This is a genomic window from Vagococcus coleopterorum, from assembly GCF_011303955.1.
Taxonomy (GTDB): domain Bacteria; phylum Bacillota; class Bacilli; order Lactobacillales; family Vagococcaceae; genus Vagococcus_D; species Vagococcus_D coleopterorum.
The window spans coordinates 1,230,191-1,257,094 of sequence record NZ_CP049886.1 but is presented as its reverse complement, the minus strand read 5'-3'; the positions used below and the strand labels follow the sequence as shown (position 1 = coordinate 1,257,094).

The window sequence follows — 26,904 nt, the reverse complement described above, 5'->3', positions numbered from 1 at the left end:
GGTTTTCGTGTTCAAGAAGTTAGAGAACTTAAAAATGAGAACATGTTTGATACTTATATTAAACTTTTTGGAAATGGAAGAAAAGAGAGGGGAGTTTCTATTATTCTTTACTTGTTTAATTCAGCAAAAATACATAGTGTGATTATTGCTATATAATGGTTTTAAGTTGTTCAATATACGTATTTATCATATACAATCTAGAAATAGGACGATTACCATGATAAGAGTTGAGGTGTTGGAGAAGGATGTACCTATAACTAAGATTTCTAGAGAGCTTGATGTTGCTAGGAATACGATTTATAGGATAAGAGATGAAGAGATGAAAAAGGAGAGAAATTAAAGTGGCAAAAAAGAAAAAATTTTATATTTGTTTTTATGATGAAGCATTTCATGATAGAAAAATAACTGAATCTAAAGAAAAAGGACAAATGAATATTGAACAAAAAGAGAATGGAGATAATTTTTTCACTGCTAAAATTATTTTTTTAGAGCATCAACATGAAAAATATATTAGGCTTTTTAATGAATTTGAAAATCAAGCAAAAGAAATACTAGATATTGATAATTCTGCTGAATTTAAGGGGACAACAATAAAAAAACCTAATTTTAAAAACGGAGTATCATCTTTTAATAAAAAAACACTAGAAATTTATAATAATTTTTTTGATTTGATTGATAGTAATTGGATTTTTCAAATTTCAGTAATGAATAAATTAGAGCATGTAATCAATTTTATTTTTTCAAATAGTAGAATTTCTTTAATAGCTGATGAGCAAGCTTTTAGATATTCATTAAGTAAATTTTTAAATCAATATAGAAATGAAGAGTTAATATCAGTATTATTTGATTCAGATTCGACAATATCTGATATTTATAATTGTATTATGAATTTATTAGATGATGTTGAGAATAATATTTCAGGAATAAAACGAAAAGAAGAAGAAGAGAGGGCCATTCGAGAAATAAGGACTGTTTTGTTAAATAGTTTATTAAATTTAAAATCAAAAGAAAAATATGAGTGGGACTACAGTCACTCTTTAAATGGGCTGGTCTTTTTACTTGAGGAAAAGAAAATAAAAACTAAATCCGTTAATTTAATTATAGATAGAGAAGAGAGAACTGAAGCAGTTGCAAAACAGTTTTTCAATTTTAAAAGTGTAAAAAGTGTAGATTCTAAAGATTGTTCAGGTGTAAGAATAGCGGATATTTTTAGTAATTTTGTAGGTAGATTTGTAAAAGCTATAGATGATGAGTATCTTGAAGATTGGGATAATTCTGATGCTAAAGCTAAACTAGCTGAGAGAAGGATTTTAAACACAGAATGGTTTAATTTAACTAATGAACAATTTGATTTATATATTAAAATAGCTAACGTATTTTCTGATAGAAAAGATATTTTCTGGACTGTGCAAACAGGTCTTTATTGGGGGAATTTTAGCGTGTTTATGTCTTTACTATATTATTTTTTAAGATTTGACAATTTTAATGAATATCAAAGTTATAGTTATGAGGAACATAGAGAACAGTTTAATTTGTTTTGTTTACAAAGAGAGGAACAAATGCATCAAAGATAAGACTAAAACCAAATAAAATTCTGATTTTATAGAGAAATATTTAAATTAATTTTTTCAAATAAATAAAATGCAAAAGAGAGTGATGTGATGTAATGAAAGATGATAAAAATTCAGGTATTGGATTTAGCTTGGCATTAGCTATAATTGTAGTTGGAATAGTATTACCAATTGTTTTTAAACAAACTCTAATAACAACAGTTTTTAGTATAGTACTCGTGTCAGTTGGAGTAGCAGGTTTAGGAATAGAACTTGAATCTTTTGATAATGGAAAAGGCTTTGCTTCAATTGGGATAGGAATATTATTTTTAGTACCAGCAATCAGCTTATTTTTTATAAATTCAATTTTAATTAAAATAGTTGGAGTTCTTTTACTTTTAATAGGAGTATTTGGAACTTTTGTAGGTGTCTCAGAACAAATTACAGTAAGAAATTCAAAAAAAATGACCAAAGAAGTAACTAAAGAAATAAAAAGTACTGAAAAATCTATTAATAAAGGCATGATACCTAATGTTAAAATTTTATTTTTTATCATAGGAGCACTTGCTGGATTTATTGCTAATTTAGTAACTATTTTAGATTATTTAAAAATTAGATGATGAGTTGGATATTGCTAACTACAAAATGCATCCTAGTTAGTAGTACATAACAATCCACTTTTAATAGTATTGATATAAAGCTTTATGTGATATGATTTTCTTTAAATAAAAGAAAAGTTCGTCTGACCGTATTGCTAAATACAACCAATTATTAAGAATCGAAGATCAATTAGGCGATACTGCTCAATACAAAGGTTTAGATTCATTCTACAACTTAAAAAATAAATAATCTTAATTGATTCGTTTAACTCATCCTGTTTTTGGGATGAGTTTTTTTGTATTCAAAAAGCCATACGAGTTAGTATGGCTTTACTAATCATTTAAATTATAGAAAGTTCTGACCTTCTTCATAATAGTTAGCTTCTTCAAGAGTGTGGAAGATAATCGTAATCTCTTTTTCCTCATTAAAATACTTGTTAAGGGTTGAGTTTAAGTACGTTGCAAGCTGATCTTGAACTTCTTGGCTGCGTTTGAACCAACTAACTTCTAAGAATAACATGCTTGACGTGATATCATTTCCTTCTAAAAAAATTGTGTTGCTAACGTGCTCAAAGGTAATCCAATCAATAGGGCAATCAATTATTTCAGCACTTTTGACTGATAATGTTTGAGAAAGTGATTTTACGTCTTCAAATTCTACGTTTTTAAATATAAATCTTGGCATAAATAAAACTCCTTTAATCAGTTATTTTTAATAAGACTATTATAAAACAAATTAATTAGAATAAATACCATCTTAGTCAAAATGAGTTCTAATAATTAGAGTGCTTGTATCCAACGTGTTACACTTAATGTAGAGACGACTGAAGAGGTGAAGATGAATGAAACGATTTGAAAAGAAGCTTGAGGATAAGTATAGCCAGTCATTTATGAAGTTTGATAAATGTTGTATTGATGATGCAGGGGACCTCCAAGATATGAAACGTAGCGTGCTGGAGGAAAGAAAAGTCGGTGATTTTTTAAACTTAATCAGAGGAAATCAATTTGAGGAGTTACTAACTAAAAACCAATTCAAAGAATTTTCTGAATTAGAGATTAATAAAGAACAATATGATTTAGAAGGATTTTTAAAATTATATGAAATTGTTTTACTGTTGAAAATTAATGATGTTTCATTGAATTTTACTAGTATAAATTTTGCTTCAGATAACTTTAAGATTACTATAAACACTATGTAATTTAATATTCAAAACACGCATGAATATGCGTGTTTTTTTATTTTTTTATGAGTTGAAAAAAGACGATTCACACTATCTGAGTGCTACAATACGGGTATCTTAAACAGAGGAGGAATAGCTATGAATTTAACAGAAAGCAAGGTTGATCGTTTGTTAAAAATTTTTACTGTTTTGATGCCCACGTCATTTACATTTTTTGTCATTATTGATAATATTTTTTTCGCCTGGGATGATAATTTCCAATTTGTAAAACATGTTATGTCCATGGATACCGTTGAGAGTGTGGTTCATTGGCGGACATTTGATAATCCAATAATTTGGAAAACGGCTTATACAATGTTGATTTGTTTTGAAACAGCTACATTTTTAATTGGAGTAATTGCCTTATACAAGTTAATTAAGGCGCTGAACAAAGATCAAGCGACATTTTTTAAAGCGAAATTGTGGGGTTACTTAACATTTGTCTTTACGTTATTGATTTGGTTCTTTGGTTTTATCGATATTGGCGGAGAATGGTTTAAAATGTGGTTATCCCCATCTTGGAATGGCCAACCTATTGCGATGTGGTTATCAATTCTTTTTGCTGTGTTACTAGGTATTTTTCATACTTCAGAACGTGAGAGCTAACAAATAAAAGACTACATTTAGTAGTCTTTTTTATTTGTTAAGGAAAAGTAAAATTATTTCTAATTTAAATTTGTTCGCATCTAAAACTAGCGAGGAATTATGAGCGTATGCTATAATAATGGTGTAATTAAAATAGAAGTGTGAGGTATTTTAAAATGGAAAATTTAGCAAAAAAACCAATTGTTTGGATTTTAGGTGTCATTGCAGTCTTAGCAATTATGTTTGGTGGTATGTATAACGGATTTATGCAAGCTGAAACAGAAGTTGATTCTGCTTGGGCTAACGTTGAAAGCAAATTACAACGTCGTCATGATTTAATCCCTAACTTAGTAAATTCAGTTCAAGGTGAAATGAAACAAGAACAAGAAGTTTTTGGTAAAATCGCTGATGCTCGTGCAGCAGTTCAAGGTGCCAAAACAACAGATGATAAAGTTGCAGCAGAAAACGAATTATCAAGTCAAGTTAATCGTTTAACAACTTTAATCGTTGAAAACTATCCAGAACTTAAATCAAGTGAAAACGTGACTAAGTTAATGGATGAATTATCAGGAACAGAAAACCGTATTTCAACTGAACGTGATCGTTACAACTCAGCTGTTAAATCATTTAACGTTAAAGTTAAACGTTTCCCAGGTAATATGGTAGCAAAAGTCTTCGGATTTGATGCAAAAGAATTCTTCAAAGCAGATGCTGGTGCTGAAAAAGCTCCAGAAGTATCATTTGATAAATAATAACTGTTAATAATCAAGGAGGGTCTACGATGAAGCGTATACTAACAATGTTGTTTATGACATTAAGCCTATTCGTAGGCTTATCTTTTACTGCTGATGCTCAGCGTGTCAATGGCGTGGATGATTTCTTTGCTGCTGACTATGCCAATATTTTAAGAGAAGAAGACAAGCAGTTAATTTCTGCAAAAAATATTGCTTATGAGAATAAATACAAAGATAAGGCTCCGCAAATTGTGGTAATGACCTTACCTCGTATGTCCACAGGTGATATTGAGTCTGAATCAATTAAGATTTTTGAAGATAAAAAAATAGGTAGTGCAGATTACGATAACGGCATATTAATATTATATGATTTAGATACTAACAAGGTCAGAATCGAAGTTGGATATGGGATGGAAGGAAGTATTCCAGACGGTATGGCAGGTATGATTCTCGATACGTATCTAGAAGATATTAAAGCAAGCGATAAAGCAGCTAAATCTCGTGGGCTGACAAGTGTCTTTAATGACGTTGTCACACAAGTTGATGCAGACATCGCTGAGGGTGGTATTAAAGCGACCAAAGCATCTGTGTGGAAATCATTCAAGTACTTCGTAATGAATAATCCAGAAATGATGATTTTCTTCTTATTCTTTATGTATGCCTTTGGTGTTTCAACAGTTCGAGAAGTTAAAGATCGCGAGAAAATTAATTTCTATCAAGAACATGGTGCAGATGAATTTTTAATCAAATACGGAATTACGTGGGTAGCATTTTATGCTGCTTATATGGCACGTAAACGTGCAGCAGTTGCAAGGGCAGCTTCACGAGGAAGTGGCAACATCGGCGGTTTTGGCGGCGGTGGTGGCTTCGGTGGTGGAGGTAGCTTCGGTGGCGGAGGTAGTTCTGGTGGTGGAGGAGCAAGTAGATAATACTTGCTTCTTTTTTTATACAAAAAAGCCTGGACAATTTTGTCCAAGCTTTTAATATATATATAATGTTATTTAATTCACAATTGGCGGGAATGTGTGGGAATCGAACCCACCTAAGAAGCTCTTAACTCCTCATAACGGTTTTGAAGACCGCAGGGAACACCAGAACCCATCCAATCCCAACGCAAGAATAACATAGAAAATTTGAATCAGTCAAGCTTTAATTTGCTAATAATATCCTAGTAATTTAATTTAAATTAGTTTAAATCCCGACACATTGTGATACAATGAACAAAAAGATTGATATTTTTTTACTTATAATTGTAAACGCTTACGCTTGAAAGGGGTGCTTGTTTTGGAAAAAATAAATGAATTTGGGGGATTATTTATATGTGGTGGTTGCAACGCGAAAATTGGACCGGGTAATTTAAGCAAATTATTAAATGGACTGCCACAAACTAATGACGATCGTTTGCTTGTGGGGTTTGATTCAACAGATGATGCGGGAGTGATTAAGTTGTCAGATGATGTGGCCTTAATTCAAACTTTAGACTTTTTCCCCACGATGGTAAGTGATCCTTATCTATTCGGGAAAATTGCTGCGACTAATGCATTAAGTGACGTCTATGCGATGGGTGGAAAAGTGTTATCTGCCATGAATATTGTGTGTTTCCCCGAAGAAATGGATATCAATATATTGGGAGAGATTTTACGTGGTGGTAGTGAGGTTATTCAAGAGGCAAAAGCTTTATTGGTTGGGGGGCATTCAATTCACGACAGTACACCTAAGTATGGCTTATCTGTTACTGGCACAATACACCCCGATAATATTTTGACAAATAATAATTGCCAAGTTGGGGATATCTTGATTTTGACTAAAGCAATTGGTGTTGGAATCATCACAACAGCGTATAGTGTAGGTGAAACAACTGATGAAAATTTTGCTGAAGCGATAAGTTCAATGACAACACTAAATAAATATGCTAGTGAAGTGATAGTTAAACATAAGGTGAGCAGTTGTACTGATGTGACAGGATTTGGGTTATTAGGTCATTTAAGCGAAATGCTTGGTGAGAATCAAACAGCGTACTTAACAAGCAGGGATATTCCAGTTATTAGTGGTGCTTATGAATGTGCGCAAGAATTATTAGTGACAGCTGGGGGACAACGTAATCGTAATTTTTTAAACGATAAAGTTTTATTCAAATGTGATGATTTTGCTATTGAGGAATTAATGTTTGACCCACAAACTTCTGGGGGCTTATTAATCAGTGTGCCAGCTGAATATGCAAAAAAATTAGTTGATGAGTTACAGCAAGTGGACCAGCTTGCATCTGTGATTGGAAAAGTAGTTGAATTGGATACTCATAAGATCATTATAGAGTAAGGAGGAATTGACAATGAAACAAGTTGATGCGCGAGGTTTAACGTGTCCTAAGCCAGTAATTGAAGCAAAAAAAGCTCTTAAAGAAAATAATTGCATTGAGGTGTTGGTTGATAATCAGATTGCGACAGAAAACTTAAAAAAATTAGCTGAAGTAAAACAATATAAAGTAAATGTTATTAAAGAAAGTAATCAGTCATTTAAAGTGATTTTATCTACAGGGAGCAGTAACAGTCCAGTCCAAAATAATGTCATTTTAGAGCCAAATAAATCTAATACCAACGTTGTTGTTGCTGTTGATACTGAAGTAATGGGACAAGGAAATCAACAATTAGGTGAGTCGCTTATGAAAAGTTTTATTTATGCTTTGGCAGAACAAGATTTCCAGCCTACTTGTATTCTTTTTTATAATGGTGGTGCGAAATTAACCGTGGAAAATTCGCCGGTGTTAGAAGATTTAAAAGGAATTTCGGAACGGGGGGTATCAATCTTAACATGCGGTGCTTGTTTAGATTTTTATGGTTTGACAGAGCGCTTAGCAGTGGGGGAAATCACAAATATGTATCGAATTGTTGAGTTAATGTCTACAGCACATCATGTTGTGAAACCTTAGTAAATGAGAGGTGTGTTTTATGGAAGGGTTAGTTGTTGTTGAATCAACGCATAAAGGGATGACACTGGAAGAGACTATCAATAAAAAAGGGATTAAGGCTCGATTGATTCCGACTCCGGAATCAATATCTTCTAGCTGTGGACTATCTTTAAAATTTAATTGGACTGATTATTCTCAAGTGATTGAAAGTTGTCATGGCATCGGTATCAGTCAGCCCTTGATTTATTACAAGCAAAAAGATCAGCATTTTAATTGGAAAATTGAGGAATGTGAGTAGCATAATCTTTTGGGAGGTGTAGCGTGTGACGCGTGTGGTAATTGGAACTGCTGGACATATCGACCATGGGAAAACCACTTTGGTTAAAGCTCTAACAGGAATTGAAACAGATGTTACGAAAGAGGAACTCAAGAGAGGGATGTCTATTAACCTTGGATTTGCATATTTAAATTTAGCTAACGGTCGACAAGTTGGGATTGTAGATGTGCCAGGTCATGAGAAATTTATAAAAAATATGTTGGCTGGGGTTGCAGGTATAAATTTGGTTATGTTGGTGATTGATGTTAATGAAGGGGTTATGCCTCAAACGCAGGAACATATCGATATTCTTTCACTGTTAGGAGTTAAAGATTTTATTGTGGTTCTTACCAAGTGTGATAGTGTTGAGCCTGACTATGCAGACTTGGTTTTGGAAGATTTAAAAGAACAATTTAAAGGAACAGCTTTAGAAAAAAGTGTCATCGTGAAAACGGATGCTGTATCAGGCTTTGGTCTTTCTGAATTAAAAGAAGAAATCAAAAACAAAGTAGAAGATCTCACAGATTCAGAAAAAAACACGTTAGATCCACGTCTAAATATTGATCGGGTATTTTCTGTTAATGGTTTTGGGACGGTTGTAACAGGAACGCTTTTGGAAGGCAGCTTGTCTGTTGGGGATGATGTGGTAATTTATCCACAAGGTATTAAAACTAAAATTCGAAATATACAAGTGCACGAAAAAAATCAACAGCAAGCTTTCCCAGGACAAAGAACAGCTATCAACTTAACTAAAGTGACTAGCGATAAACTTTCTCGAGGCAATACATTAACCGTTTTAAATAATGTTGAATCCAGTTGGATGCTGGATATTAAGGTTACCTGTTTAGATTTTTTAGAAAACAAACTGTCTCTTTGGGATCGTGTTCACTTCCATGTAGGAACACAAGAGGTGCTAGCTAGAGTCGTTCCTTTAGGTGCTGAAGAGATTGGGCCGGGTGAAGAAGGCTTTTTACAGCTTAGATTAGAAGAACAAGTGGTAGTGAAAAAAGGCGATCACTTTATTATCAGAAGTTATTCTCCTGTTCGGACGATTGCTGGTGGTACTATCTTAGAGACATTGCCAAGTAAGCATCGTCGTTATAAAGAAGGGCTATTGCAATCGTTAATGATTAAAGAAAAGGGCGATATTTCTGACTTAATAATTATTTATTTACAACAACAGCCTGAGTTGATTCAAACCATTAAATCAATCGCCGATCATATTAATAGTAGTCCATCGGAGGTTTCTTTAGGAATAGAAGATTTAATTCGAAAGAATCGCCTAATAAAAATCGGCAGAGGGGTCATGCTTTTTGAACGTCTCCATGAAATAGAAGAAAAAATTATCTCGAATTTAACAAACTTTCATCATTCTAATCCATATAAACTAGGAATGGATAAAGCTTCTTTTCATAGTGTTTTTCCTGGGCTGAAACTAAAAGAATTAGAGTTGATTTATCATGACCTAGAAACGCGGGAGTTAATCTCGCAAACAGATAAAATATTAGCACTAAAAACACATCGAGTTGCTATTCCAGATGGATTAAAAGTTGCAATGAAAGAAGTCGAACAGTTATTGTTAGTCGATCAATTTCAACCATATACATTAGAAGAATTAACGGCTAAGAATCTAGAGGCATTAAATGTAATTGGATTACTTGGAAACGATGTAATTGTTTATCTTACTCATGATATTATTTTACATAAAAAAAATTATCGCCGAGCAATGAATAATGTAACAGCATTCCTTCAAGCGAATGAACAAATTAGTTTAGCGGAATGTCGTGATTTATTAAAGTCATCTCGAAAATATTCTTTACTTTTCCTGGAACATTTGGACGATTTGAAGATCACGTATCGTGATGGTGATTATCGCCGATTGGTAGCTCCCCAACATAAAGAAGTAGGTGAGATTTGATGGAATGTTATTTTGATTACAGTGCTACATCGTTAAAGAAACCAATAACTGTGATAGAAAAAATGACGGACGTGCTGCAAAATAATACTTTTGGTAACCCAGCGCGGGGAGGTCATGACTACTCTTTGAATAGTTATCGTGAAGTTTTTAGAACACGGCAAGCTGTAGCAGATTTTTTTGGGATTACCGAAAGTCAACGCGTGATTTTCACAATGAATGCAACAATGGGGCTGAATCAGGTTATCAAAGGGTTATTTTCTGCCGGAGATCATATCATCACAACTAATTCAGAACACAATTCAGTGTTGAGACCTCTTTATCAATTAGAAGAGTCAGGCGCACGCTTGAGTTTTATTACCTGTGATCCTCATAATGGAACGTTACAAATAGAGGAAGCGGAAAGGTTAATCACGCCTAACACGAAAGCATTCGTTGTCACCGATGCGTCTAACGTGACCGGCAACATAACCGATTTAGAACCACTAGCAACTCTCTGTCAGGCAAAAAATATCCTATTAATTCTAGATGCTTCTCAGTCTGCCGGTAATCGTGTCATCGATATGAAAAAAGAAGGAATTGATATTCTTTGTTTTACAGGTCATAAATCGCTATATGGGCCACAAGGGATTGGCGGTATATGTTTCAGTGAAGAAATCTTCATTAACCCCTTACTTGTTGGTGGCAGTGGAAGTCATTCGAGCGATCATCAACATCCGACTGATTACCCGACGTGTTTAGAAGCTGGGACAATGAATTTACCAGGTATTGTAGGCTTGCATGCGGGAATTAACTACCTTAGTGAGAACGGAGTAGAAAAGTTAGCTAATAAAGCCTCAAAATATGCAGTTAATTTTTACAATCGCTTAAAAGATGAGCCGTTACTACAATTTTATGGTGATTACAGCACAACCAAAAGGATGCCAATAGTAACGTTTAATATTGGGGATATTTCATCATCGTTAGTGGCGGATTATTTATCTCAAACATATCACATTGCTGTTCGTTCGGGATTACACTGCGCCCCACTGATTCATAAATCGTTTGGGACAGAATCGCAAGGAATGTTACGTTTTTCTTTTTCCCACTTTACAACTGTTGAGGAAATTGACTACGGGGTCAAAGCAGTTAAGGACATTATTGATTTAGTGAATAGAGGTGAATGGAGTGAATAAAGAGTTATTAAAAAAAATTCCTAAAGTTGACGATTTATTAAGGCGATCTGAACTTGAAATTTACATAGTGAAATTTGGGCGTGAAATGGTTAAAGAAACTATTCAAGATGGCATCACAAAATTACGCCAAGAAGTCTTACTAAATAAAATAACCATCGATATCACTGAAAACGGAGTGATAGATTACGCCTGTAGTACTTTGGATAGAAAAGAAAAGAGCGGCTTAAAACGTGTAATAAATGCTACTGGAGTAGTGTTACATACTAATCTTGGACGAGCGAGAATATCAGAATCAGCACAAGAAAAGTTGTTAGAAGTTGCTTTTGGTTATTCTAATTTAGAATACGATTTAACAACTGGTAAAAGAGGCTCACGGTATCAAGTGATAGAAAAAGATTTAATTAGTTTAAGTCATTCCGAGGCGGGTTTTGTTGTTAATAATAATGCTGCAGCGGTGTTATTAGCATTGTCAACTATTGCGAAAGGGAAGGAAATTATTATTTCGCGAGGCGAACTAGTAGAAATCGGAGGATCATTTAGAATCCCAGAAATTATTGAATTAAGTGGAGGGATTATCAAAGAGGTTGGGACTACCAACAAAACCAAAATAGAGGATTACGCAAAGGCTATAAATGAAAATACTGGAGCGATTTTAAAAGTTCACACGAGTAATTATAAAGTAGTTGGTTTTACCGAAAGTGTAGCAATAGATCAACTTGCTTCACTAGCTAGAGAACATGATCTGCCGTTAGTCAATGACTTGGGGAGTGGCTTATTTTATAGCTTGGAAGACCTGGGGTTGCCACCAGAGCCGACTGTTAGCCAAGCAATTGAAAGTGGTTGTGATATTGTCACGTTCAGTGGTGATAAGTTGTTAGGTGGTCCACAGTCAGGGTTAATTGTTGGAAAAAAGGTTCTTATCGAGAAAATGAAAAAAAATCAATTAACCCGCACATTGAGAATTGATAAATTATCTTTGGCTGTACTTGAGCAAACATTGAAAGCTTATTTGCAACCAGACCATGGTCATGAAACAATTCCAATTATTAGAGCATTAAAGCAAGGCGTTACAGAATTAGAGATTAGAGGAAATAAATTGTCAGATCAATTAAAAGGGAACAACGCTTTATCTGTAAATCTGTTAGAAGATTGCTCACAAGTTGGTGGCGGTTCATTTCCAGAAGTGACACTGCCAACCATTTGTGTCACAGTATCAAGCATGAATATTTCTTGTCATGATTTTAGTGAACAGCTAAGGCAATGCGATATTCCTGTGGTGTGCCGGATTAAAGATAACCAACTAGTTTTTGATATGAGAACAGTTCAAGACGATGAGTTAGTTGACTTGGGATTAGCAATAAAAAAAGTTCTCAAAATTATTAAATAGTCTTGTTTTACCGGTAGATTGTGATACAATGAACTCATCAAATGAAAGGGGTTACATTATGTTTTTAGTAAATGGGATTATCTTAAAAAAATCATGACAATCTAGTAAAAAGGGGCAAGTTTGCCTATTCCCATTTGGCCTTAGTGTAATCATTTTATTTAACAATTTAAAACAAATTCATAAAACTGTTTTTAACTATGCAAAACAATATCAAGGAAGGATTGTGTCCCGTTTTTGGGACAGTCGTTTCGAGTTGTTTTTAATGGTTGAAGGCAGTTTTTTTGTGTGGAGATGATAATATGGTGATTTTAACAAATAATCCGAAAATTGCTAATTTAAAAACGTCAGAAAAAATAGACTATCAGGAAGTTGATTATCAAACGATTTTAGTCATAGCAAAGCGCTATGTTGTCGAAGGAAAACAAACACTTTTAATTCATCCACTTAGTGGCAGTATCAAACCAAATGAAACGATTTATAAGACAATCATATTAACTGATTCGGAAAAAGAAGAGATTGATTTGGAGAGCTTAATTTTAATTGAATCAGCTGAAGCAGTGGTTGAGAAATTTTTAAACAACCAACCTGTTCCGAATTGGAATGAAAAGATATTAACTGATTTTGCTTGGGTGGATTACTACATTATGATGAGCACGTTTGAAAGAATAGGCTTAAAAGTCAGTTGATTTTCAAAATTGAAAGGAGGTGAGGCTGAAAATAAACACTGTGATTGATTGATTTTTAAAATTTGAAATGAGGTGAAGGGATGAAATTGGAACTAGGTAAAATTATGATTGAAAAAGTTATCTTAGGGACAGAGTCAAAAGTTTTGGAACATACTTTGTATGTAAATGAAGAAAAAGTTAAAGAGTTAGTTCTTGCTGATGAACGTTTGACAGACTGTAAAATTGAAATTGCAAACCCTGGCGATAGTATTAGAATCACACCGGTAAAAGATGTTGTTGAACCTAGGTGTAAGGTTCATGGTCATGGTGAAATGTTTCCTGGAGTCATAAATAAAGTCTCAATGGTTGGTTCTGGTAGAACGCATGTCTTAAAAGGGTGTGGCGTGATGACCGTTGGTAAAATCGTTGGTTTCCAAGAGGGAATCGTTGATATGGTAGGACCAGGGGCTGATAAAACACCATTCTCAAATTTGATTAATATATGCTTGGTTCTTGAACCGGCAAAAGATTTAGAACCACATAGCTATGAAGAGGCGGCTCGCCTTGCCGGGTTAAAAATCGGAGAATATCTTGGTAAGCTGGGTGCAGAGGTTGAGCCAGATGAAATCACTGAATATGAAACATTACCTTTGTTTGAACAAGCAGCACAACACCCAGATTTACCGAAAGTCGGCTATGTCTATATGCTACAAACTCAAGGTTTGTTACACGATACGTATGTTTATGGTGCGGATGCCAAACATATTATTCCAACAATTCTTTATCCTACTGAGGTAATGGATGGAGCGGTTCTAAGCGGAAATTGTGTTTCGGCATGTGATAAAAATACAACGTATCATCATTTAAATAATCCAGTCATTGAAGATTTATATAAACGGCATGGCAAAGATTTAAACTTTATGGGTGTCATTATTACGAATGAAACAGTTTATTTGGCAGATAAAGAAAGATCGAGTGATATGACAAGTAAACTTGCTGAATTTATGGGGTTAGACGGAGTTATCATTACGCAAGAAGGTTTTGGTAATCCTGATACAGATTTAATTATGAACTGTAAAAAAATTGAACAAAAAGGAATAAATACTGTGATTGTAACGGATGAATATGCAGGACGTGATGGAGCAAGTCAATCCTTAGCTGATGCAGATAAACTTGCAACAGCGGTTGTCACTGGTGGGAATGCAAACGAAACAATTGTTTTACCACCAATGGAACATTTGATTGGACAATACGACTATGTGGATTCAATCGCGGGTGGTTTTGATGGGAGCTTGCGGGAAGATGGCAGTATTGAAGTGGAAATTCAAGCGATTACCGGCGCGACCAACGAATTAGGTTTTAATAAAATGTCTGCCAAAGGTAATTAAAAATTGGAGGGAAATAAATGTCATTAGAAAATAAAAAAATTATGATCATTGGTGATCGTGATGGGATTCCAGGGCTAGCCATTGAAGAATGTTTGAAAGGAACATCTGTAGATGTGGTCTTTTCATCAACGGAATGCTTCGTCTGAACGGCCGCAGGTGCCATGGACTTGGAAAACCAAAAACGTGTTAAAGAAGCTGCGGAAAAATTCGGTGCAGAAAATATAGTCGTATTAATTGGTGCAGCAGAATATGAAGCAGCTGGTCTAGCTGCTGAAACTGTTACAAACGGCGATCCAACATTTGCTGGTCCACTAACAAATGTCCAGCTAGGTTTAGCTGTGTATCATGTGTTAGAGCCAGAATTTAAAGAATTTGTAGATAGTTCTGTTTACGAAGATCAAATCGGGATGATGGAAATGATTTTAGAGGTAGACGAAATCATTGAAGAAGTTTCTGGTATTCGTAAAGAGTTTACTAAATATTAAAAAATGTTAGAAGGAGGTTACTATGACAAAGTATAAGGTAGTGCATTATATAAACCAATTTTATGCTGGGATTGGTGGTGAAGAATTCGCTAATACGAAACCATTTAAAAAAGATGAGATCATTGGCCCTGGTTTAGCTTTTTCGTCGGCTTTAGGTGAAGACGTCGAAATTGTTGGGACAGTCGTTTGTGGTGACAGTTATTTCGGGGAAAACATTGAAGAAGCTTTGGCAGAAGTTTTAGCAATGATTAAATCATATTCTCCTGATTTAGTTATTGCAGGACCAGCGTTTAATGCAGGACGCTACGGTGTGGCTTGTGGTGCTGTTGCAAAAGAAGTTATGGAAGTTCTGAATATTCCCGTTGTAACAGGTATGTATGAAGAAAATCCGGGAGTAGATTTATATAAAAAAGATGCCTATATCGTACCAGTAGGAAAATCGGCAGCAACCATGAGAAAATCTGTCCCTGCTATGACGAAAGTTATTTTAAAACTATTAAAAGGTGAAATAGTTGATCCGTTAGAAGATGGATACATCGTTCGTCATCGGAAAAACTTCGAAGAAACTAAACGAGGATCTGAACGGGCAGTTGAGATGTTAGTTAAGAAAATGAAAGGCGAGGAATATGTAACAGAATTCCCAATGCCAGAATTTGATAATGTTGAACCAGCAGCAGCAATTAAAGACATGGCAAATGCCAAAATTGCTTTAGTGACTTCTGGTGGGATTGTACCTAAAGGGAATCCTGATCATATCGAATCATCAAGCGCCTCTAAATATGGTGAATACGATATTGAGGGTGTGACGGATCTAACAGAAGAAACCTATGAAACCGCACATGGTGGTTATGACCCAATGTATGCGAATCAAGATGCTGACCGCGTCTTACCTGTTGATATCATGAGGGAAAAAGAAAATGCTGGCGAAATTGGAGAACTATATCGTTATTTCTATACAACAACTGGTAATGGGACATCTGTAGCAAATGCGAAAAAATTTGCATCAGAATTTGCTCAAAAATTAGTTGCAGATGGTATTCAAGCAGTTATTTTAACCTCTACATGAGGAACTTGTACTCGTTGCGGAGCAACGATGGTAAAAGAAATTGAAAAAACTGGAATTGCAGTAGTGCATATTTGTACAGTTGTACCGATTTCACTAACAGTTGGTGCGAACAGGATTGTTCCAGCCATAGCTATTCCACATCCATTAGGCAATCCAAGCTTAAGTAAAGAAGATGAGAAAAAATTACGTCGTGGCATTATCGATAAAGCGCTAGAAGCTTTGACAACTGAAATTTCTGAGCAAACAGTATTTGAATAAAAAAATAATCTAAGCTACTAGGTTGTAGGTTGGGTATCTTATGCAAAAAAGCGATGTGACTAAGTTAAGAAGGATGTGAAAAAATGGCAGAAATGTATGATGTTGTCATAATTGGTGGTGGGCCAGCCGGCTTAACATCTGCTTTATATAATTCACGAGCAAGATTAAAAACTTTGGTTTTAGAGAAAACGAAACTTGGGGGACAAATAGCTTTAACTCATGAAATTGCTAATTTCCCTGGGGCTATAGAAGGCAGTGGCGAAGAACCTTCAGGGGCGGAATTGATTGCGAGAATGGCAGATCAAGCCCGGAAATTCGGTGCTGAGATAATGGTGGGAAAAGAAGTTGTTTCATTGGATTTAGAAGGAAAAGTTAAGGTAATAAAATGCCAAGATGGTAGCGAGTTCCAATGCTACGCAGTCATTTGTGCAAATGGGGCTGAGCCACGAGCAATTGGTTGTCCTGGTGAAGAAGACTTGAAAGGTAAAGGAGTGTCATACTGCGCAACGTGTGATGGGGCATTTTTTGAGGACCTTGAGGTATATGTTGTAGGCGGAGGAAACTCAGCTGTTGAAGAAGCCTTATTTTTAACAACATTTGCTCGAAAAGTAACAATCATTCAAAATTTATCAGAATTAACAGCATCAGCGATTGCTGTGGAACAGGCTGAAAATAATCCTAAGATTGACTATATTTTTAATAGTGTTGTGACGGAGATAAAAGGTGATGGATTAGTTGAGAGCATGGTCATCAAAAATGTGGAAACAGAAGAAACGCAATTAATTGAAGCAGATGAAGAAGATGGTACGTTTGGCATTTTTGTCTTCATCGGTTATGTTCCAAAAACTGATTTATATCAAGGAAAACTAACGTTAAATGATTGGGGTTATCTTGAAACTACTGACTCACTAGAAACAAGTATGTCGGGTGTGTTTGCAGCGGGAGATATTCGTCCTAAATTGTTAAGACAAGTTGTGACTGCTACTGGTGATGGTGCCACAGCCGCATTTGCAGTCCAAAGATATGTAGAAAAAATGAAATCGTAAGGAGGAGCTAACATGTTGGAATTAACACTTGAAAATTTTGATGCGGAAGTAATAGAAAATAACAAACCAGTAGTTATTGATTGGTGGGGAGAAACTTGTGAGAATTGTATCGCATTAATGCCAATGGTTGAAGAAGTATCAGCTGAATATAGTGATTGTTTCCATTTCACAAAATTTAATACTTCCCAAAAAGGTGTCCGTCGTTTTTGCATTAAACATAAAATTATGGGACTACCAGTTATTTCGATATTTAAAAATGGTGAGAAGGTAGCTGAATTAACCAAAGATGATATCACTAAAGAGTCATTAGTAGAGATGTTAAAAGCAAACTGTTAAATAATAGTTTAGGAGGGAAATAAATGTCATTAGAAAATAAAAAAATCATGATCATTGGTGATCGTGATGGGATTCCAGGGTTAGCCATTGAAGAATGTTTGAAAGGAACATCTGTAGATGTGGTCTTTTCATCAACGGAATGCTTCGTCTGAACGGCCGCAGGTGCCATGGACTTGGAAAACCAAAAACGTGTTAAAGAAGCAGCAGAAAAATTCGGCGCAGAAAATGTGGTCGTATTAATTGGTGCAGCAGAATATGAAGCAGCTGGGCTAGCTGCTGAAACTGTTACAAACGGCGATCCAACATTTGCTGGTCCACTAACAAATGTCCAGCTAGGTTTAGCTGTGTATCATGTGTTAGAGCCAGAATTTAAAGAATTTGTAGATAGTACTGTTTACGAAGATCAAATCGGGATGATGGAAATGATTTTAGAGGTAGACGAAATCATTGAAGAAGTTTCTGGTATTCGTAAAGAGTTTGCTAAGTATTAAATTAAAAAGAACCTAAGGGAGGCTTGCCTCCCTTTTTTATCAGAGGAGGGTTATCATGGGTTTTGCAACGCTTAATGGAGCGAGTTATATTTTGGTTCATACTCCCGACATGATTGAACATAATGGAACCACACAAACAACTGAAAAAATCGTTAATCCAGATAGTGAGTATTTAAAACAATTAAAAGGGAATATTCGGAGTTATGATCAGGTTGTTAACTATGCCCCGAATCAAACTTACATTGGTAATATGAAACCATCAGATTTAAAAGAGCTACCACAACCATGGGTTTCAAGTGAGTGTAAAGGCGAACGATTTGGTCGCTTTGGAGAGATTATGCCAGAAGAAGAATTTTATGGATTATTACAAATTTGTGATGTCTTTGAGTTGGTACATCTTGAGAAAAATTTTTCCGTAAAAGTAAAAGAAGCGATTGGCAAACATGAATTATTTTCAGAAGATGTATCTAAAATTAAAGAAGGTCAGGAAGCTATTTGGTTGGCAGAAAAGGTGACTGCTCGGCATGCGGAAGGACTGTATGTTGGCAATGACTTAGTAGGGTGTGTTTTACCAGCGCATGAAATTGATGTTAACTTAAGCGCCCACACTATTTTAGAAAATTTAGTTGTAAAAGCTAGTGGTGTTTTAGCATTAAGACATTTAATTAAGTTGAAAGGACTCAATCCGACAGAAATTGATTATGTTATTGAGTGTAGTGAAGAAGCTTGTGGTGATATGAATCAACGTGGTGGTGGTAATTTTGCAAAGTCTATTGCTGAATTATCTGGCTGTACACAAGCAACGGGCTCTGATTTAAGAGGGTTCTGTGCCGCACCAACTCATGCACTTATAACGGCTGCTTCGCATGTCAAAGCTGGGACGTTTAAAAACGTTGTGATTGTGGCAGGTGGAGCTAGTGCTAAGTTAGGAATGAACGGGAAGTCTCATATTGGCAAAGGCTTGCCAATTCTAGAAGATGTTCTAGGCGGTTTTGCTGCATTGATTAGTGAAAACGATGGTGAACATCCGGTGTTGAGAACAGATTTGGTTGGCCGCCATATGGTTTCGAGTGGATCAAGCCCGCAAGCAGTAACAACTGCTTTAGTCGCTGCGCCTCTTGACGCAGCAGGATTGACGGTTCATGATATTGATGCCTACTCAATTGAAATGCAAAATCCTGACATTACAAAACCTGCTGGTGCAGGTGATGTCCCAGAATCAAACTTAAAAATGATAGCAGCCGTGGGAGTTTTACGCAAAGAATTAGAGAAAAAAGAGTTGATGAACTTTGTAAATGAAAAGTCTATGCCTGGTTGGGCACCAACTCAAGGCCACATCCCAAGCGGCGTGCCATATTTAGGATTTGCAATTGATGATTTGACAACTGGTTCATTTGACAGAGCGATGATTGTAGGAAAAGGCTCGTTGTTCTTAGGGCGAATGACCAATTTATTTGATGGCGTATCAATAATCATCGAACGAAATTCTGGGGAAAAATCAGAAGTGAGTAATGATTTGAAATCGGAAGTTAAATCGGCAGTAGCCAAAGCGTTGCGTGGGTTCACTGACAGCCTGTCAGTGGAGTCCTAGGTGGTGATGGCTATGACGATAATCGACGAGAAAATAAAAGAAGTATTCGATGAAATTGCAACATCCTTAGAAACAGGAAAAAGTGGTTCTAATCTTAAAATAGGTTTGACAATAAACGGTAGTGAATTAGGACTTGCCAATATGGAAGAAGCTGTAAAAATAGCCAGTAAAAATCAATTGTTTGATGTTGTAACGATTGGATCAGAAGTACAATGGGAAGGCGTTGAGTCAATCGTTTGCGAAACTGAAGAAGCCGGCTATGCCAAAATGGAAGAACTGTTAACAACTGGGTATATTTCAGCCTGTGTAACGTTACATTATAATTTTCCGATTGGGGTGGCTACGGTTGGTCGCGTCGTGACACCTGCGCTAGGCAAAGAGCTGTTGATTGCAACAACAACAGGAACAACAAGCCAGGTGCGCAATGAGGCAATGGTTTATAATACGATAAACGGCATTGCAGTAGCGAAGGCCTTGGGTAATGCGAACCCGACTGTGGGTATCTTAAATGTTGATGGGGCAAGGACCGTTGAAAGAAGCCTGAAAGAATTAGTAATGAATGGTTATTCTTTGTCCTTCGGTGAAAGCCAACGGCAAGATGGCGGAGCAGTTATGCGCGGGAATGATCTGTTAACTGGTAGTTGCGACGTGATGGTTTGCGATAGTTTAACAGGGAATCTATTGATGAAACTATTTTCTAGCTATACAACAGGTGGACAATTCGAATCATTAGGATTTGGTTACGGACCTGGGGTTGGAAAAGATTATTGTCAAAATATTTTAATTGTCTCCCGCGCTAGTGGTGCACCAGTAATAGCTAATGCACTCAGCTATGCATACGATATGGCAAAAGCTGATTTACAATCTTTGAGCGCGGCGGAATATAAGTTAGCCGAAAAAGCTGGCTTAAAAGCGATTTGTCGAAATCTTCAGCCTGTTGAAAAAACATCTTCAACAACTATCGAGCAACCTCCAAAAGAAGTTGTGACAGAACAAATATCGGGTATTGATGTGATGGAATTAGAAGATGCAGTACTAAAACTGTGGGAATGTCATATTTATGCTGAAAGTGGGATGGGGTGTACAGGTCCAATTCTACTAGTTAGCGAAATTAATATGGCTACTGCCGAGACTATTTTAAAAGAAAATAATTATTTATAATTAATAAAGCTAAAAGGGCATGTTAACCCTTTTAGCTTTATTTTTTAGAATAAAATAGTAAAATAATATTAAAGAAGATTCGGAGGGAAAGCCAGTGGAGGATTTACTTAAAGAAATAAATCAATTTCGTGATGAGCGTGATTGGCGACAATATCACAGTCACAAAGATCTTGCTATATCTGTTAGTTTAGAAGCGTCGGAATTATTAGAAAATTTCCAGTGGAAAACTGATAAAGAGGCAGTAGCAGTTAATAAACAAAATATTCAAGAAGAAATTGCTGATGTTTATATCTATTTAATGATGTTAGCTGACGATCTTGATTTAGATATAAAAGATATCGTTCGACAAAAATTAACAAAAAATGCTGAAAAGTATCCTGTAGATGAGGTCCATGAATTAAATCAGAAAGCAGTTGATTAAGGATTTGACAATTCACGGTTACTAGCTTTTGTTTAGCTAATATGGTAGAATTAACGAATAGTAATTCAATGTAACGGGAGGTTTCACTTATGTATAGTTTTTTAGTTGGACTAATGTTAGTTCTTTCAGTTTTAATTATTATTGCTGTAATGATGCAGCCTAGCAAACAGAATAGTGCTGCTAGTGCATTTACAGGTGGCGCAGATCAATTATTTGGTAAACAAAAAGCTCGTGGTTTCGAAGCGTTTATGCAAAAAGCAACTGCAGTTTTAGGTTTTGCTTGGGTAATCAATGCAATTGTTTTAGCGATTATTTCTTCTAAGTAAAATAATGCCTCCTGTTTTCAGGGGGCTTTTTGTATGGTTTTAATATTAGATGTGTGGAGTGGATGGAATGGAAACGAACAATGTAAAACTACCAGAAACGGTTTTTCTAAAAGGTGGCAAACGTGCGGTTGTTTTGATGCACGCCTATACAGGCAATCCAAATGATGTAAGATCATTAGGTCGAGTATTAAATAGCAACGGTTATACAGTTTTGATGCCGTTGTTTGCGGGACATGGAACAAAAAGAGCTGAGGATATTTTGGCAGCAGGTCCAGAATCTTGGCATCAGCAACTAGTGAATCACATGCAACACTTAAAAGATGAGGGTTATGACGAAGTGGCAGTTTTTGGTTTATCACTAGGCGGCGTGTTCGCTATGAGCGCACTAGAACGATACCCTGAACAAGTCATTGGCGGAGGGATTTTCTGCTCACCGATTGCAGCTGAAATCGAAACTAACATTTTACCAACCTTTAAATATTATGCTCGCACTAACATGAAACGAGCAGGGTCAGAAGATGGTGAAGTTGAACAGCGTATGTCTGAAATTGAAAAGACACTACCAATTCAATTAGCAGAAATCAGTGACTATTCTGCCGAAGTGTTTCATCAGTTAAAAACGGTCAAGCAGCCAACTTTATTAGTTCAAGCTGGACAAGATAAGATGATTAATCCCGATGATGTCTATGATGTAGCAGATGAGCTTATTAATTCTCAACCGCAAATCAAATGGTATCCAGAAAGTGGTCACGTTATCACAATTGGTCCTGAGAAAAAAGAATTTGAAGCAGATGTCTTACTATTTATTAATCAATTAAATTGGCATTATAGTTTGGAAGCGTAAGTCTCCTTGCTGTAGATGCAACGAGGTGACTTATGAAAACAACAATTAAAGAAAAAATATTAAATTATTTAGAAACAAGTAGCAAAAAAAGTTTTTCCATGGAAGAGCTAAGCCAAGATTTAGAGTTAAATAAAGGTGATGATTTTAAAGCTCTTGTTCAAACAATCGCTACAATGGAAAGAGAAAAATCAATCATCTTTACTAAAAAAGGTAAAGTTCAATTGCCATTAAAAGAAGTATTAGTGGAAGGGATTTTCCGAGCTAATGATCGAGGTTTTGGATTTGTTAGTATTGAAGGTGAAGAAAATGATGTTTACATTTCGAAAGACCATACAGGTTTTGCATTAAATGGTGATACTGTAAGAATTGACATTTTAAGCTCTCCCAATCAACTTGAAGGTAAGACTGCTGAGGGTAAAGTTAAAGAGATTGTAAAACGCAGCATGACTCAAGTGGTGGGTGAATTCATTCCTTACAGTGAAGAAGAGCGTCAAGAGACAGATTTATATGGTTATGTTAAACCCCAAGATAAAAAGCTAAGTAACTATAAAATTTTTATTGCGGCTGAAGGGATCCAACCGGTTGAGGGAACAATTTGTGTTGTTGAAGTGACTCACTATCCTGAACCAGGATATCCAACTGCCTTAGAAGGTCTAATCAAACAAACAGTGGGCCATAAAAATGATCCAGGAATGGACATTTTAAGTATTGTGATGCAACATGGGATTCCAACAAAATTCCCAGATGATGTTTTAACTCACGCGGACCAAATTCCTGATGAGATTTCAGAAGAAGATATGACTAATCGTCGTGATATTCGTGACCAAATATTAGTTACCATTGATGGTGCTGACGCGAAAGATTTGGATGATGCGGTAACTGTCAAGAAGTTAGCCAATGGTCATTACTTCTTAGGCGTTCACATTGCTGACGTTTCCCATTATGTGACTGAAGGTAGTCCCATGGATTTAGAAGCTTATGAACGTGCCACAAGTGTGTATTTGACTGACAGAGTTATTCCGATGATTCCTCATCGTTTATCAAATGGTATCTGTTCATTGAATCCAAAAGTTCCAAGACTTGCCATGAGTTGCGAAATGGAAATTGATGAAACTGGGACTGTTGTGTCGTACGATATTTTTGAAAGTGTCATTCAAACAGCTGAACGAATGACGTACAAAGCTGTTAATGAAATTCTAGAAGATGAAAATCCTGAAACGATAGCGCGATATGATTCACTGGTTCCAATGTTTAAAGAAATGGGTGAACTACACCAGTTACTAGAAAAAATGCGTGTTGATCGTGGTGCTATTTCATTTGAAGATCGAGAAGCAAAAATATTGGTTGATGAGGCTGGGCACCCAGTCGATATTGAACTACGCTCACGAGGTATTGGTGAACGTTTAATTGAATCATTTATGTTAATGGCAAATGAAACAGTTGCTAAACACTACTGTGATTTGAAGTTACCATTTATATATCGTATTCATGAGCAACCAAAAGAAGATAAAGTGCAACGTTTCTTCGAATTCATTACAAATTTTGGAATTGTGGTTCGTGGGACGAAAGAAGATATTTCTCCTAAAGAATTACAAAAAGTCTTGAATCAAGTCATCGATCGTCCCGAAGAGGCTGTTATTAATAAGATGTTACTTAGAAGTATGCAACAAGCCCGCTATAGTGAAGATTCAGTTGGTCACTACGGTTTAGCAGCAGATTATTATACGCACTTTACATCGCCAATTCGTCGTTATCCAGACTTGATTGTTCACCGTTTAATCAAATCCTATTTAACACAACCAGTTGCAGAAGAGACGAAAGAAAAATGGAACAGTCATTTGCCAGATATCGCAACTCATAGTTCGCAAATGGAACGTCGTGCTGTTGAAGCGGAACGTGATACTAATGCCCTTAAAAAAGCTGAATTTATGGTTGATAAGGTTGGTTTAGAATTTGAAGGTGTGATTGGTTCGGTGACGAAATTTGGGATGTTCATTGAATTACCGAATACCGTCGAAGGATTGATTCATGTTAATCAATTGCCAGAATACTTCCATTTCGTGGAAAGCCATTTAGCGTTAGTTGGTGAAAGAACAGGAACAACCTACAAGATTGGCCAAAAAGTTGTTATTAAAGTAACTAAAGCAGATCCCGCAACACGTGAAGTTGATTTTGAGTTAGTCTCTGTTGAAGAATTACCAGAAAGTGATAAAATAAGTATACTGAAACGTGACCGTCGAGGTGGCAAACCAACAGGTCGTAATCGTCAAAATGACCGTCAACCACGTGACAAAGATAAAAAAGCTTATCATGGTAAAGCTAAAGGGAAGTCAGGCAAAGGTGGTAAAAAACCTTTCTATAAAGAAGCTGTTAAGAATAAAAAAGGTAAAAAGAAAAAATCTAATAGGTAAGGGGTGGTGTTATGCCAAAAGGAGATGGACAGTTAATTGCACAAAATCGTAAAGCACGTCATGACTACAGTGTCAGCGAAACGATTGAAGCAGGCATGGTTCTCCAAGGGACAGAGATTAAAGCGATTCGTGCTGGGCGCATTAATTTAAAAGATGGCTTTGCTAAGGTGAGAAATGGTGAAGTTTACCTTCATAACGTCCACATTAGCCCTTACGAACAAGGTAATTTGTTTAACCACGAACCGTTAAGAACGCGTAAGTTGTTAATGCATAAAAAACAAATTGCACGTTTGATTGGTGAAACCAAAAATCCTGGTGTCACATTAGTTCCTTTAAAGTTATACATAAAAAATGGTTATGCTAAAGTCTTAATTGGTGTCGCTAAAGGTAAAAAGAACTATGATAAACGAGAAGATTTGAAACGAAAAGATATCAATCGCGATGTCGCACGTGAAATGAAAGATAGATAAAAAGAACGCCAACTGTGTATCAGTTGGTGTTCTTTTTTTGAGTAAAACTACTTTAAAATAAGCAATCGTTTCATCTGTATTTTCAATAATAAGAACAAAGAGTTTTTTTCATAGATAATTCTTTAAATATCAGGGATTATTTGGTACGATAGGAGATGTATTAGACTATTTTTTTAGTGAGAGGAGAATGAGATTAGTCGAAGCGAAAAATTGCAATTAACTGCAGAGTTAAAGCTTTTTAAAAGCTGAGAGTAAGAATTGATTTGGCGAAAATGAAAAACAGAAAAAAATCTATCATTTTTTTTATTATTTTCATGAAAAAGCTTTGTAATTTGATAATCATGGTGTTATCATTAGCAATGTTAAATAGTGGAAAGTGATAGTTGTATAAGTTTTAACTTATAACAAGTCTGTAAGTATTATTTTTGCTATTTTGATAATCTTCTCTTTGGAAAAGAGGTGAAGTAATATGGAAGAAAAATCCTGGATTGTGAATATAGCCGGATTGGATTTCGATATGACAGTCTGCATGATGGTTCTTTTAACCTGTGCCCTGATATTTGGGTTTGTCATGTACTGTTCTCGCAATCTTCAGCTTAAACCTACAGGTAAGCAAAATGTCTTAGAAGCGATCATAGATTTTGTCCGCAATATCTTATCAAGTAACTTGCCTAGTAAGGAAGTCAACAACTTTCATCTACTAGGATTTACAATGTTTCTATTCATTCTTGTTTCCAATATGCTAGGTTTAATAACGAAAATCGGTATTCATAATTCTCTGGGAGAAGAAATCAGTTACTGGAAGAGTCCAACAGCTGATCCGCTAGTCACTTTGACTTTAGCGACAATGGTTATTCTACTAACCAACTACTTTGGTGTTAGAAAGTTTGGTTTGAAAGGCTATTTCAATAATAGTTTTGCCCAACCAGCTAAATTCTTAATGCCGGTAAAAATTATGGAAGAGTTTACGAATGTCTTAACATTAGGTTTACGTTTGTACGGTAATATCTACGCAGGTGAAGTGCTCTTAACGTTAATTTCTAGTAAATTAGCCCCAAGTTTTGGTGCAGCATCATTTATCGCAGGTATCCCACTAGAAATGATTTGGATTGGTTTCTCAATCTTTATCGGTGGTATCCAAGCATATGTATTTGTAACGTTATCGACTGTATACTTATCTCATAAAGTAGAATCAGAACACTAAAAAAACAAAAAACAAACTGAGTAATCAAGATTGCTCAAACATTAGGAGGAATTTCAAAATGGAAGGTTTAAATTACATCGCAGCATCAATCGCAGTATTAGGTTCAGCATTAGCAGCAGCATACGGTAACGGACAAGTTATCTCTAAAACAATCGAGTGTATGGCTCGCCAACCAGAAATGGCTAAAGAATTAAAAAGTACAATGTTTATCGGTGTAGGTCTTATCGAGGCCGTGCCAATTCTAGGTGTGGTTATTGCTTTACTATTAATCTTCTTATAAGAAACACAAGATTAACTAGTAATGCCAAATGCCATTTCATTAAGTCATCGACTTAATGAAATTTAGTAACCAAGA

Annotated in this window: 29 protein-coding genes, 1 tRNA gene and 1 pseudogene; 29 read left to right on the top strand and 2 right to left on the bottom strand. The window is 35.6% G+C overall.

The features are described 5' to 3' along the window. Positions 1-341 precede the first annotated feature (341 nt). The 3 genes and pseudogenes from G7081_RS06260 to G7081_RS07670 form a co-directional block, all read left to right on the top strand. The gene (locus G7081_RS06260) at positions 342-1,574 is read left to right on the top strand and encodes a hypothetical protein (protein ID WP_166008095.1); all 1,233 of its coding nucleotides are present in this window, start codon (positions 342-344) and stop codon (positions 1,572-1,574) included. 92 nt (positions 1,575-1,666) lie between these two features. Continuing rightward, the gene (locus G7081_RS06255; protein WP_166008094.1) at positions 1,667-2,170 is read left to right on the top strand and encodes a hypothetical protein; all 504 of its coding nucleotides are present in this window, start codon (positions 1,667-1,669) and stop codon (positions 2,168-2,170) included. A gap of 115 nt (positions 2,171-2,285) precedes the next feature. Continuing rightward, a pseudogene (locus G7081_RS07670) lies at positions 2,286-2,399 on the top strand (hypothetical protein); the annotation flags it as partial. Between the two features lie 96 nt (positions 2,400-2,495). On the opposite strand, the gene G7081_RS06245 reads toward G7081_RS07670, so the two are convergent. After that, complete coding sequence (locus tag G7081_RS06245; protein WP_166008093.1) at positions 2,496-2,834, bottom strand: DUF1904 family protein; 339 nt, start codon at positions 2,832-2,834, stop codon at positions 2,496-2,498. A 157-nt stretch (positions 2,835-2,991) separates the two neighbouring features. Between G7081_RS06245 and G7081_RS06240 the strand changes: the two genes are divergently transcribed. The 4 genes from G7081_RS06240 to G7081_RS07665 all read left to right on the top strand — a co-directional run bounded on the left by G7081_RS06240 (position 2,992) and on the right by G7081_RS07665 (position 5,617). Further along, complete coding sequence (locus tag G7081_RS06240) at positions 2,992-3,348, top strand: hypothetical protein (RefSeq protein WP_166008092.1); 357 nt, start codon at positions 2,992-2,994, stop codon at positions 3,346-3,348. A 120-nt stretch (positions 3,349-3,468) separates the two neighbouring features. Then, positions 3,469-3,975, top strand: coding sequence for a DUF2165 domain-containing protein (locus tag G7081_RS06235; protein ID WP_166008091.1), 507 nt, complete (start codon positions 3,469-3,471; stop codon positions 3,973-3,975). Positions 3,976-4,130: 155 nt separating this feature from the next. Next, entirely contained in the window at positions 4,131-4,706 is a 576-nt protein-coding gene (locus tag G7081_RS06230) for a LemA family protein (RefSeq protein ID WP_166008090.1), read from the top strand. A 29-nt stretch (positions 4,707-4,735) separates the two neighbouring features. Beyond that, positions 4,736-5,617 (top strand): TPM domain-containing protein, encoded by an 882-nt coding sequence (locus tag G7081_RS07665; RefSeq protein WP_166008089.1) that lies wholly within the window; start codon positions 4,736-4,738, stop codon positions 5,615-5,617. A gap of 84 nt (positions 5,618-5,701) precedes the next feature. Here the strand turns inward: G7081_RS07665 and G7081_RS06220 are convergent. Further along, positions 5,702-5,798: transfer RNA gene (locus tag G7081_RS06220), tRNA-Sec, on the bottom strand. A 174-nt stretch (positions 5,799-5,972) separates the two neighbouring features. Between G7081_RS06220 and selD the strand changes: the two genes are divergently transcribed. From selD to atpE, 22 genes are all read left to right on the top strand, one after another. Beyond that, complete coding sequence (gene selD, locus G7081_RS06215; RefSeq protein WP_238786631.1) at positions 5,973-7,004, top strand: selenide, water dikinase SelD; 1,032 nt, start codon at positions 5,973-5,975, stop codon at positions 7,002-7,004. Between the two features lie 13 nt (positions 7,005-7,017). Continuing rightward, positions 7,018-7,614, top strand: a complete 597-nt coding sequence (gene yedF / locus G7081_RS06210; protein ID WP_166008088.1) for a sulfurtransferase-like selenium metabolism protein YedF — start codon at positions 7,018-7,020, stop codon at positions 7,612-7,614. Positions 7,615-7,633: 19 nt separating this feature from the next. Next, complete coding sequence (locus tag G7081_RS06205) at positions 7,634-7,891, top strand: putative Se/S carrier protein (RefSeq protein ID WP_166008087.1); 258 nt, start codon at positions 7,634-7,636, stop codon at positions 7,889-7,891. Between the two features lie 25 nt (positions 7,892-7,916). Further along, a complete protein-coding gene (gene selB, locus G7081_RS06200; RefSeq protein ID WP_166008086.1) occupies positions 7,917-9,827 on the top strand; it encodes a selenocysteine-specific translation elongation factor in 1,911 nt (636 codons plus the stop codon). Next, positions 9,827-10,999: an aminotransferase class V-fold PLP-dependent enzyme gene (locus G7081_RS06195; protein ID WP_166008085.1), complete on the top strand. Its 1,173-nt coding sequence runs from the start codon at positions 9,827-9,829 to the stop codon at positions 10,997-10,999. Before selB ends, G7081_RS06195 begins: the two co-directional genes overlap by 1 nt. Continuing rightward, entirely contained in the window at positions 10,992-12,386 is a 1,395-nt protein-coding gene (selA, locus tag G7081_RS06190) for an L-seryl-tRNA(Sec) selenium transferase (RefSeq protein WP_166008084.1), read from the top strand. The genes G7081_RS06195 and selA overlap by 8 nt, the downstream gene beginning before the upstream one ends. Positions 12,387-12,685: 299 nt before the next feature. Then, positions 12,686-13,072, top strand: coding sequence for a GrdX family protein (locus G7081_RS06185; protein WP_166008083.1), 387 nt, complete (start codon positions 12,686-12,688; stop codon positions 13,070-13,072). Between the two features lie 80 nt (positions 13,073-13,152). Then, entirely contained in the window at positions 13,153-14,439 is a 1,287-nt protein-coding gene (locus tag G7081_RS06180; protein WP_166008082.1) for a glycine/sarcosine/betaine reductase component B subunit, read from the top strand. Positions 14,440-14,456: 17 nt separating this feature from the next. Next, positions 14,457-14,924 (top strand): glycine/sarcosine/betaine reductase complex selenoprotein A, encoded by a 468-nt coding sequence (gene grdA / locus G7081_RS06175; RefSeq protein WP_166008081.1) that lies wholly within the window; start codon positions 14,457-14,459, stop codon positions 14,922-14,924. A 22-nt stretch (positions 14,925-14,946) separates the two neighbouring features. After that, on the top strand, positions 14,947-16,248 hold the full coding sequence (gene grdB / locus G7081_RS06170) for a glycine reductase complex selenoprotein B (RefSeq protein WP_166008080.1): 1,302 nt from the start codon (positions 14,947-14,949) through the stop codon (positions 16,246-16,248). Between the two features lie 83 nt (positions 16,249-16,331). After that, positions 16,332-17,294 carry an NAD(P)/FAD-dependent oxidoreductase gene (locus G7081_RS06165; RefSeq protein WP_166008079.1) on the top strand — a complete coding sequence of 321 codons (963 nt, stop codon included), beginning with the start codon at positions 16,332-16,334 and terminating at the stop codon, positions 17,292-17,294. Positions 17,295-17,306: 12 nt separating this feature from the next. Continuing rightward, entirely contained in the window at positions 17,307-17,630 is a 324-nt protein-coding gene (locus G7081_RS06160) for a thioredoxin family protein (protein WP_166008078.1), read from the top strand. Positions 17,631-17,653: 23 nt separating this feature from the next. Next, entirely contained in the window at positions 17,654-18,121 is a 468-nt protein-coding gene (gene grdA / locus G7081_RS06155; protein WP_166008077.1) for a glycine/sarcosine/betaine reductase complex selenoprotein A, read from the top strand. A 55-nt stretch (positions 18,122-18,176) separates the two neighbouring features. Further along, on the top strand, positions 18,177-19,712 hold the full coding sequence (grdC, locus tag G7081_RS06150; RefSeq protein WP_166008076.1) for a glycine/sarcosine/betaine reductase complex component C subunit beta: 1,536 nt from the start codon (positions 18,177-18,179) through the stop codon (positions 19,710-19,712). A 12-nt stretch (positions 19,713-19,724) separates the two neighbouring features. After that, complete coding sequence (grdD, locus tag G7081_RS06145) at positions 19,725-20,873, top strand: glycine/sarcosine/betaine reductase complex component C subunit alpha (RefSeq protein ID WP_166008075.1); 1,149 nt, start codon at positions 19,725-19,727, stop codon at positions 20,871-20,873. Between the two features lie 94 nt (positions 20,874-20,967). Further along, a complete protein-coding gene (locus tag G7081_RS06140; protein ID WP_166008074.1) occupies positions 20,968-21,294 on the top strand; it encodes a nucleotide pyrophosphohydrolase in 327 nt (108 codons plus the stop codon). A gap of 89 nt (positions 21,295-21,383) precedes the next feature. Beyond that, on the top strand, positions 21,384-21,620 hold the full coding sequence (secG, locus tag G7081_RS06135) for a preprotein translocase subunit SecG (RefSeq protein ID WP_166008073.1): 237 nt from the start codon (positions 21,384-21,386) through the stop codon (positions 21,618-21,620). Positions 21,621-21,687: 67 nt separating this feature from the next. Then, complete coding sequence (locus tag G7081_RS06130; protein ID WP_166008072.1) at positions 21,688-22,464, top strand: alpha/beta hydrolase; 777 nt, start codon at positions 21,688-21,690, stop codon at positions 22,462-22,464. Positions 22,465-22,496: 32 nt separating this feature from the next. Further along, entirely contained in the window at positions 22,497-24,875 is a 2,379-nt protein-coding gene (gene rnr / locus G7081_RS06125; protein WP_166008071.1) for a ribonuclease R, read from the top strand. Between the two features lie 11 nt (positions 24,876-24,886). After that, positions 24,887-25,345 carry an SsrA-binding protein SmpB gene (gene smpB, locus G7081_RS06120; RefSeq protein ID WP_166008070.1) on the top strand — a complete coding sequence of 153 codons (459 nt, stop codon included), beginning with the start codon at positions 24,887-24,889 and terminating at the stop codon, positions 25,343-25,345. A gap of 469 nt (positions 25,346-25,814) precedes the next feature. Then, positions 25,815-26,549, top strand: coding sequence for a F0F1 ATP synthase subunit A (atpB, locus tag G7081_RS06115; protein WP_166008069.1), 735 nt, complete (start codon positions 25,815-25,817; stop codon positions 26,547-26,549). A gap of 58 nt (positions 26,550-26,607) precedes the next feature. Then, positions 26,608-26,829, top strand: coding sequence for a F0F1 ATP synthase subunit C (atpE, locus tag G7081_RS06110; RefSeq protein ID WP_166008068.1), 222 nt, complete (start codon positions 26,608-26,610; stop codon positions 26,827-26,829). The last annotated feature ends 75 nt before the right edge of the window (positions 26,830-26,904 follow it).

Coding starts and splice junctions, on each gene's coding strand:
- G7081_RS06165 (WP_166008079.1), top strand. CDS start 16,332: ATGGCAGAAATGTATGATGTTGTCATAATTGGTGGTGGGCCAGCCGGC.
- G7081_RS06180 (WP_166008082.1), top strand. CDS start 13,153: ATGAAATTGGAACTAGGTAAAATTATGATTGAAAAAGTTATCTTAGGG.
- atpE (WP_166008068.1), top strand. CDS start 26,608: ATGGAAGGTTTAAATTACATCGCAGCATCAATCGCAGTATTAGGTTCA.
- grdD (WP_166008075.1), top strand. CDS start 19,725: ATGACGATAATCGACGAGAAAATAAAAGAAGTATTCGATGAAATTGCA.
- secG (WP_166008073.1), top strand. CDS start 21,384: ATGTATAGTTTTTTAGTTGGACTAATGTTAGTTCTTTCAGTTTTAATT.
- G7081_RS06255 (WP_166008094.1), top strand. CDS start 1,667: ATGAAAGATGATAAAAATTCAGGTATTGGATTTAGCTTGGCATTAGCT.
- G7081_RS06195 (WP_166008085.1), top strand. CDS start 9,827: ATGGAATGTTATTTTGATTACAGTGCTACATCGTTAAAGAAACCAATA.
- G7081_RS06205 (WP_166008087.1), top strand. CDS start 7,634: ATGGAAGGGTTAGTTGTTGTTGAATCAACGCATAAAGGGATGACACTG.
- G7081_RS06245 (WP_166008093.1), bottom strand. CDS start 2,834: ATGCCAAGATTTATATTTAAAAACGTAGAATTTGAAGACGTAAAATCA.
- G7081_RS06160 (WP_166008078.1), top strand. CDS start 17,307: ATGTTGGAATTAACACTTGAAAATTTTGATGCGGAAGTAATAGAAAAT.
- atpB (WP_166008069.1), top strand. CDS start 25,815: ATGGAAGAAAAATCCTGGATTGTGAATATAGCCGGATTGGATTTCGAT.
- grdC (WP_166008076.1), top strand. CDS start 18,177: ATGGGTTTTGCAACGCTTAATGGAGCGAGTTATATTTTGGTTCATACT.
- G7081_RS07665 (WP_166008089.1), top strand. CDS start 4,736: ATGAAGCGTATACTAACAATGTTGTTTATGACATTAAGCCTATTCGTA.
- G7081_RS06235 (WP_166008091.1), top strand. CDS start 3,469: ATGAATTTAACAGAAAGCAAGGTTGATCGTTTGTTAAAAATTTTTACT.
- yedF (WP_166008088.1), top strand. CDS start 7,018: ATGAAACAAGTTGATGCGCGAGGTTTAACGTGTCCTAAGCCAGTAATT.
- G7081_RS06130 (WP_166008072.1), top strand. CDS start 21,688: ATGGAAACGAACAATGTAAAACTACCAGAAACGGTTTTTCTAAAAGGT.
- G7081_RS06240 (WP_166008092.1), top strand. CDS start 2,992: ATGAAACGATTTGAAAAGAAGCTTGAGGATAAGTATAGCCAGTCATTT.
- G7081_RS06185 (WP_166008083.1), top strand. CDS start 12,686: ATGGTGATTTTAACAAATAATCCGAAAATTGCTAATTTAAAAACGTCA.
- rnr (WP_166008071.1), top strand. CDS start 22,497: ATGAAAACAACAATTAAAGAAAAAATATTAAATTATTTAGAAACAAGT.
- G7081_RS06230 (WP_166008090.1), top strand. CDS start 4,131: ATGGAAAATTTAGCAAAAAAACCAATTGTTTGGATTTTAGGTGTCATT.
- smpB (WP_166008070.1), top strand. CDS start 24,887: ATGCCAAAAGGAGATGGACAGTTAATTGCACAAAATCGTAAAGCACGT.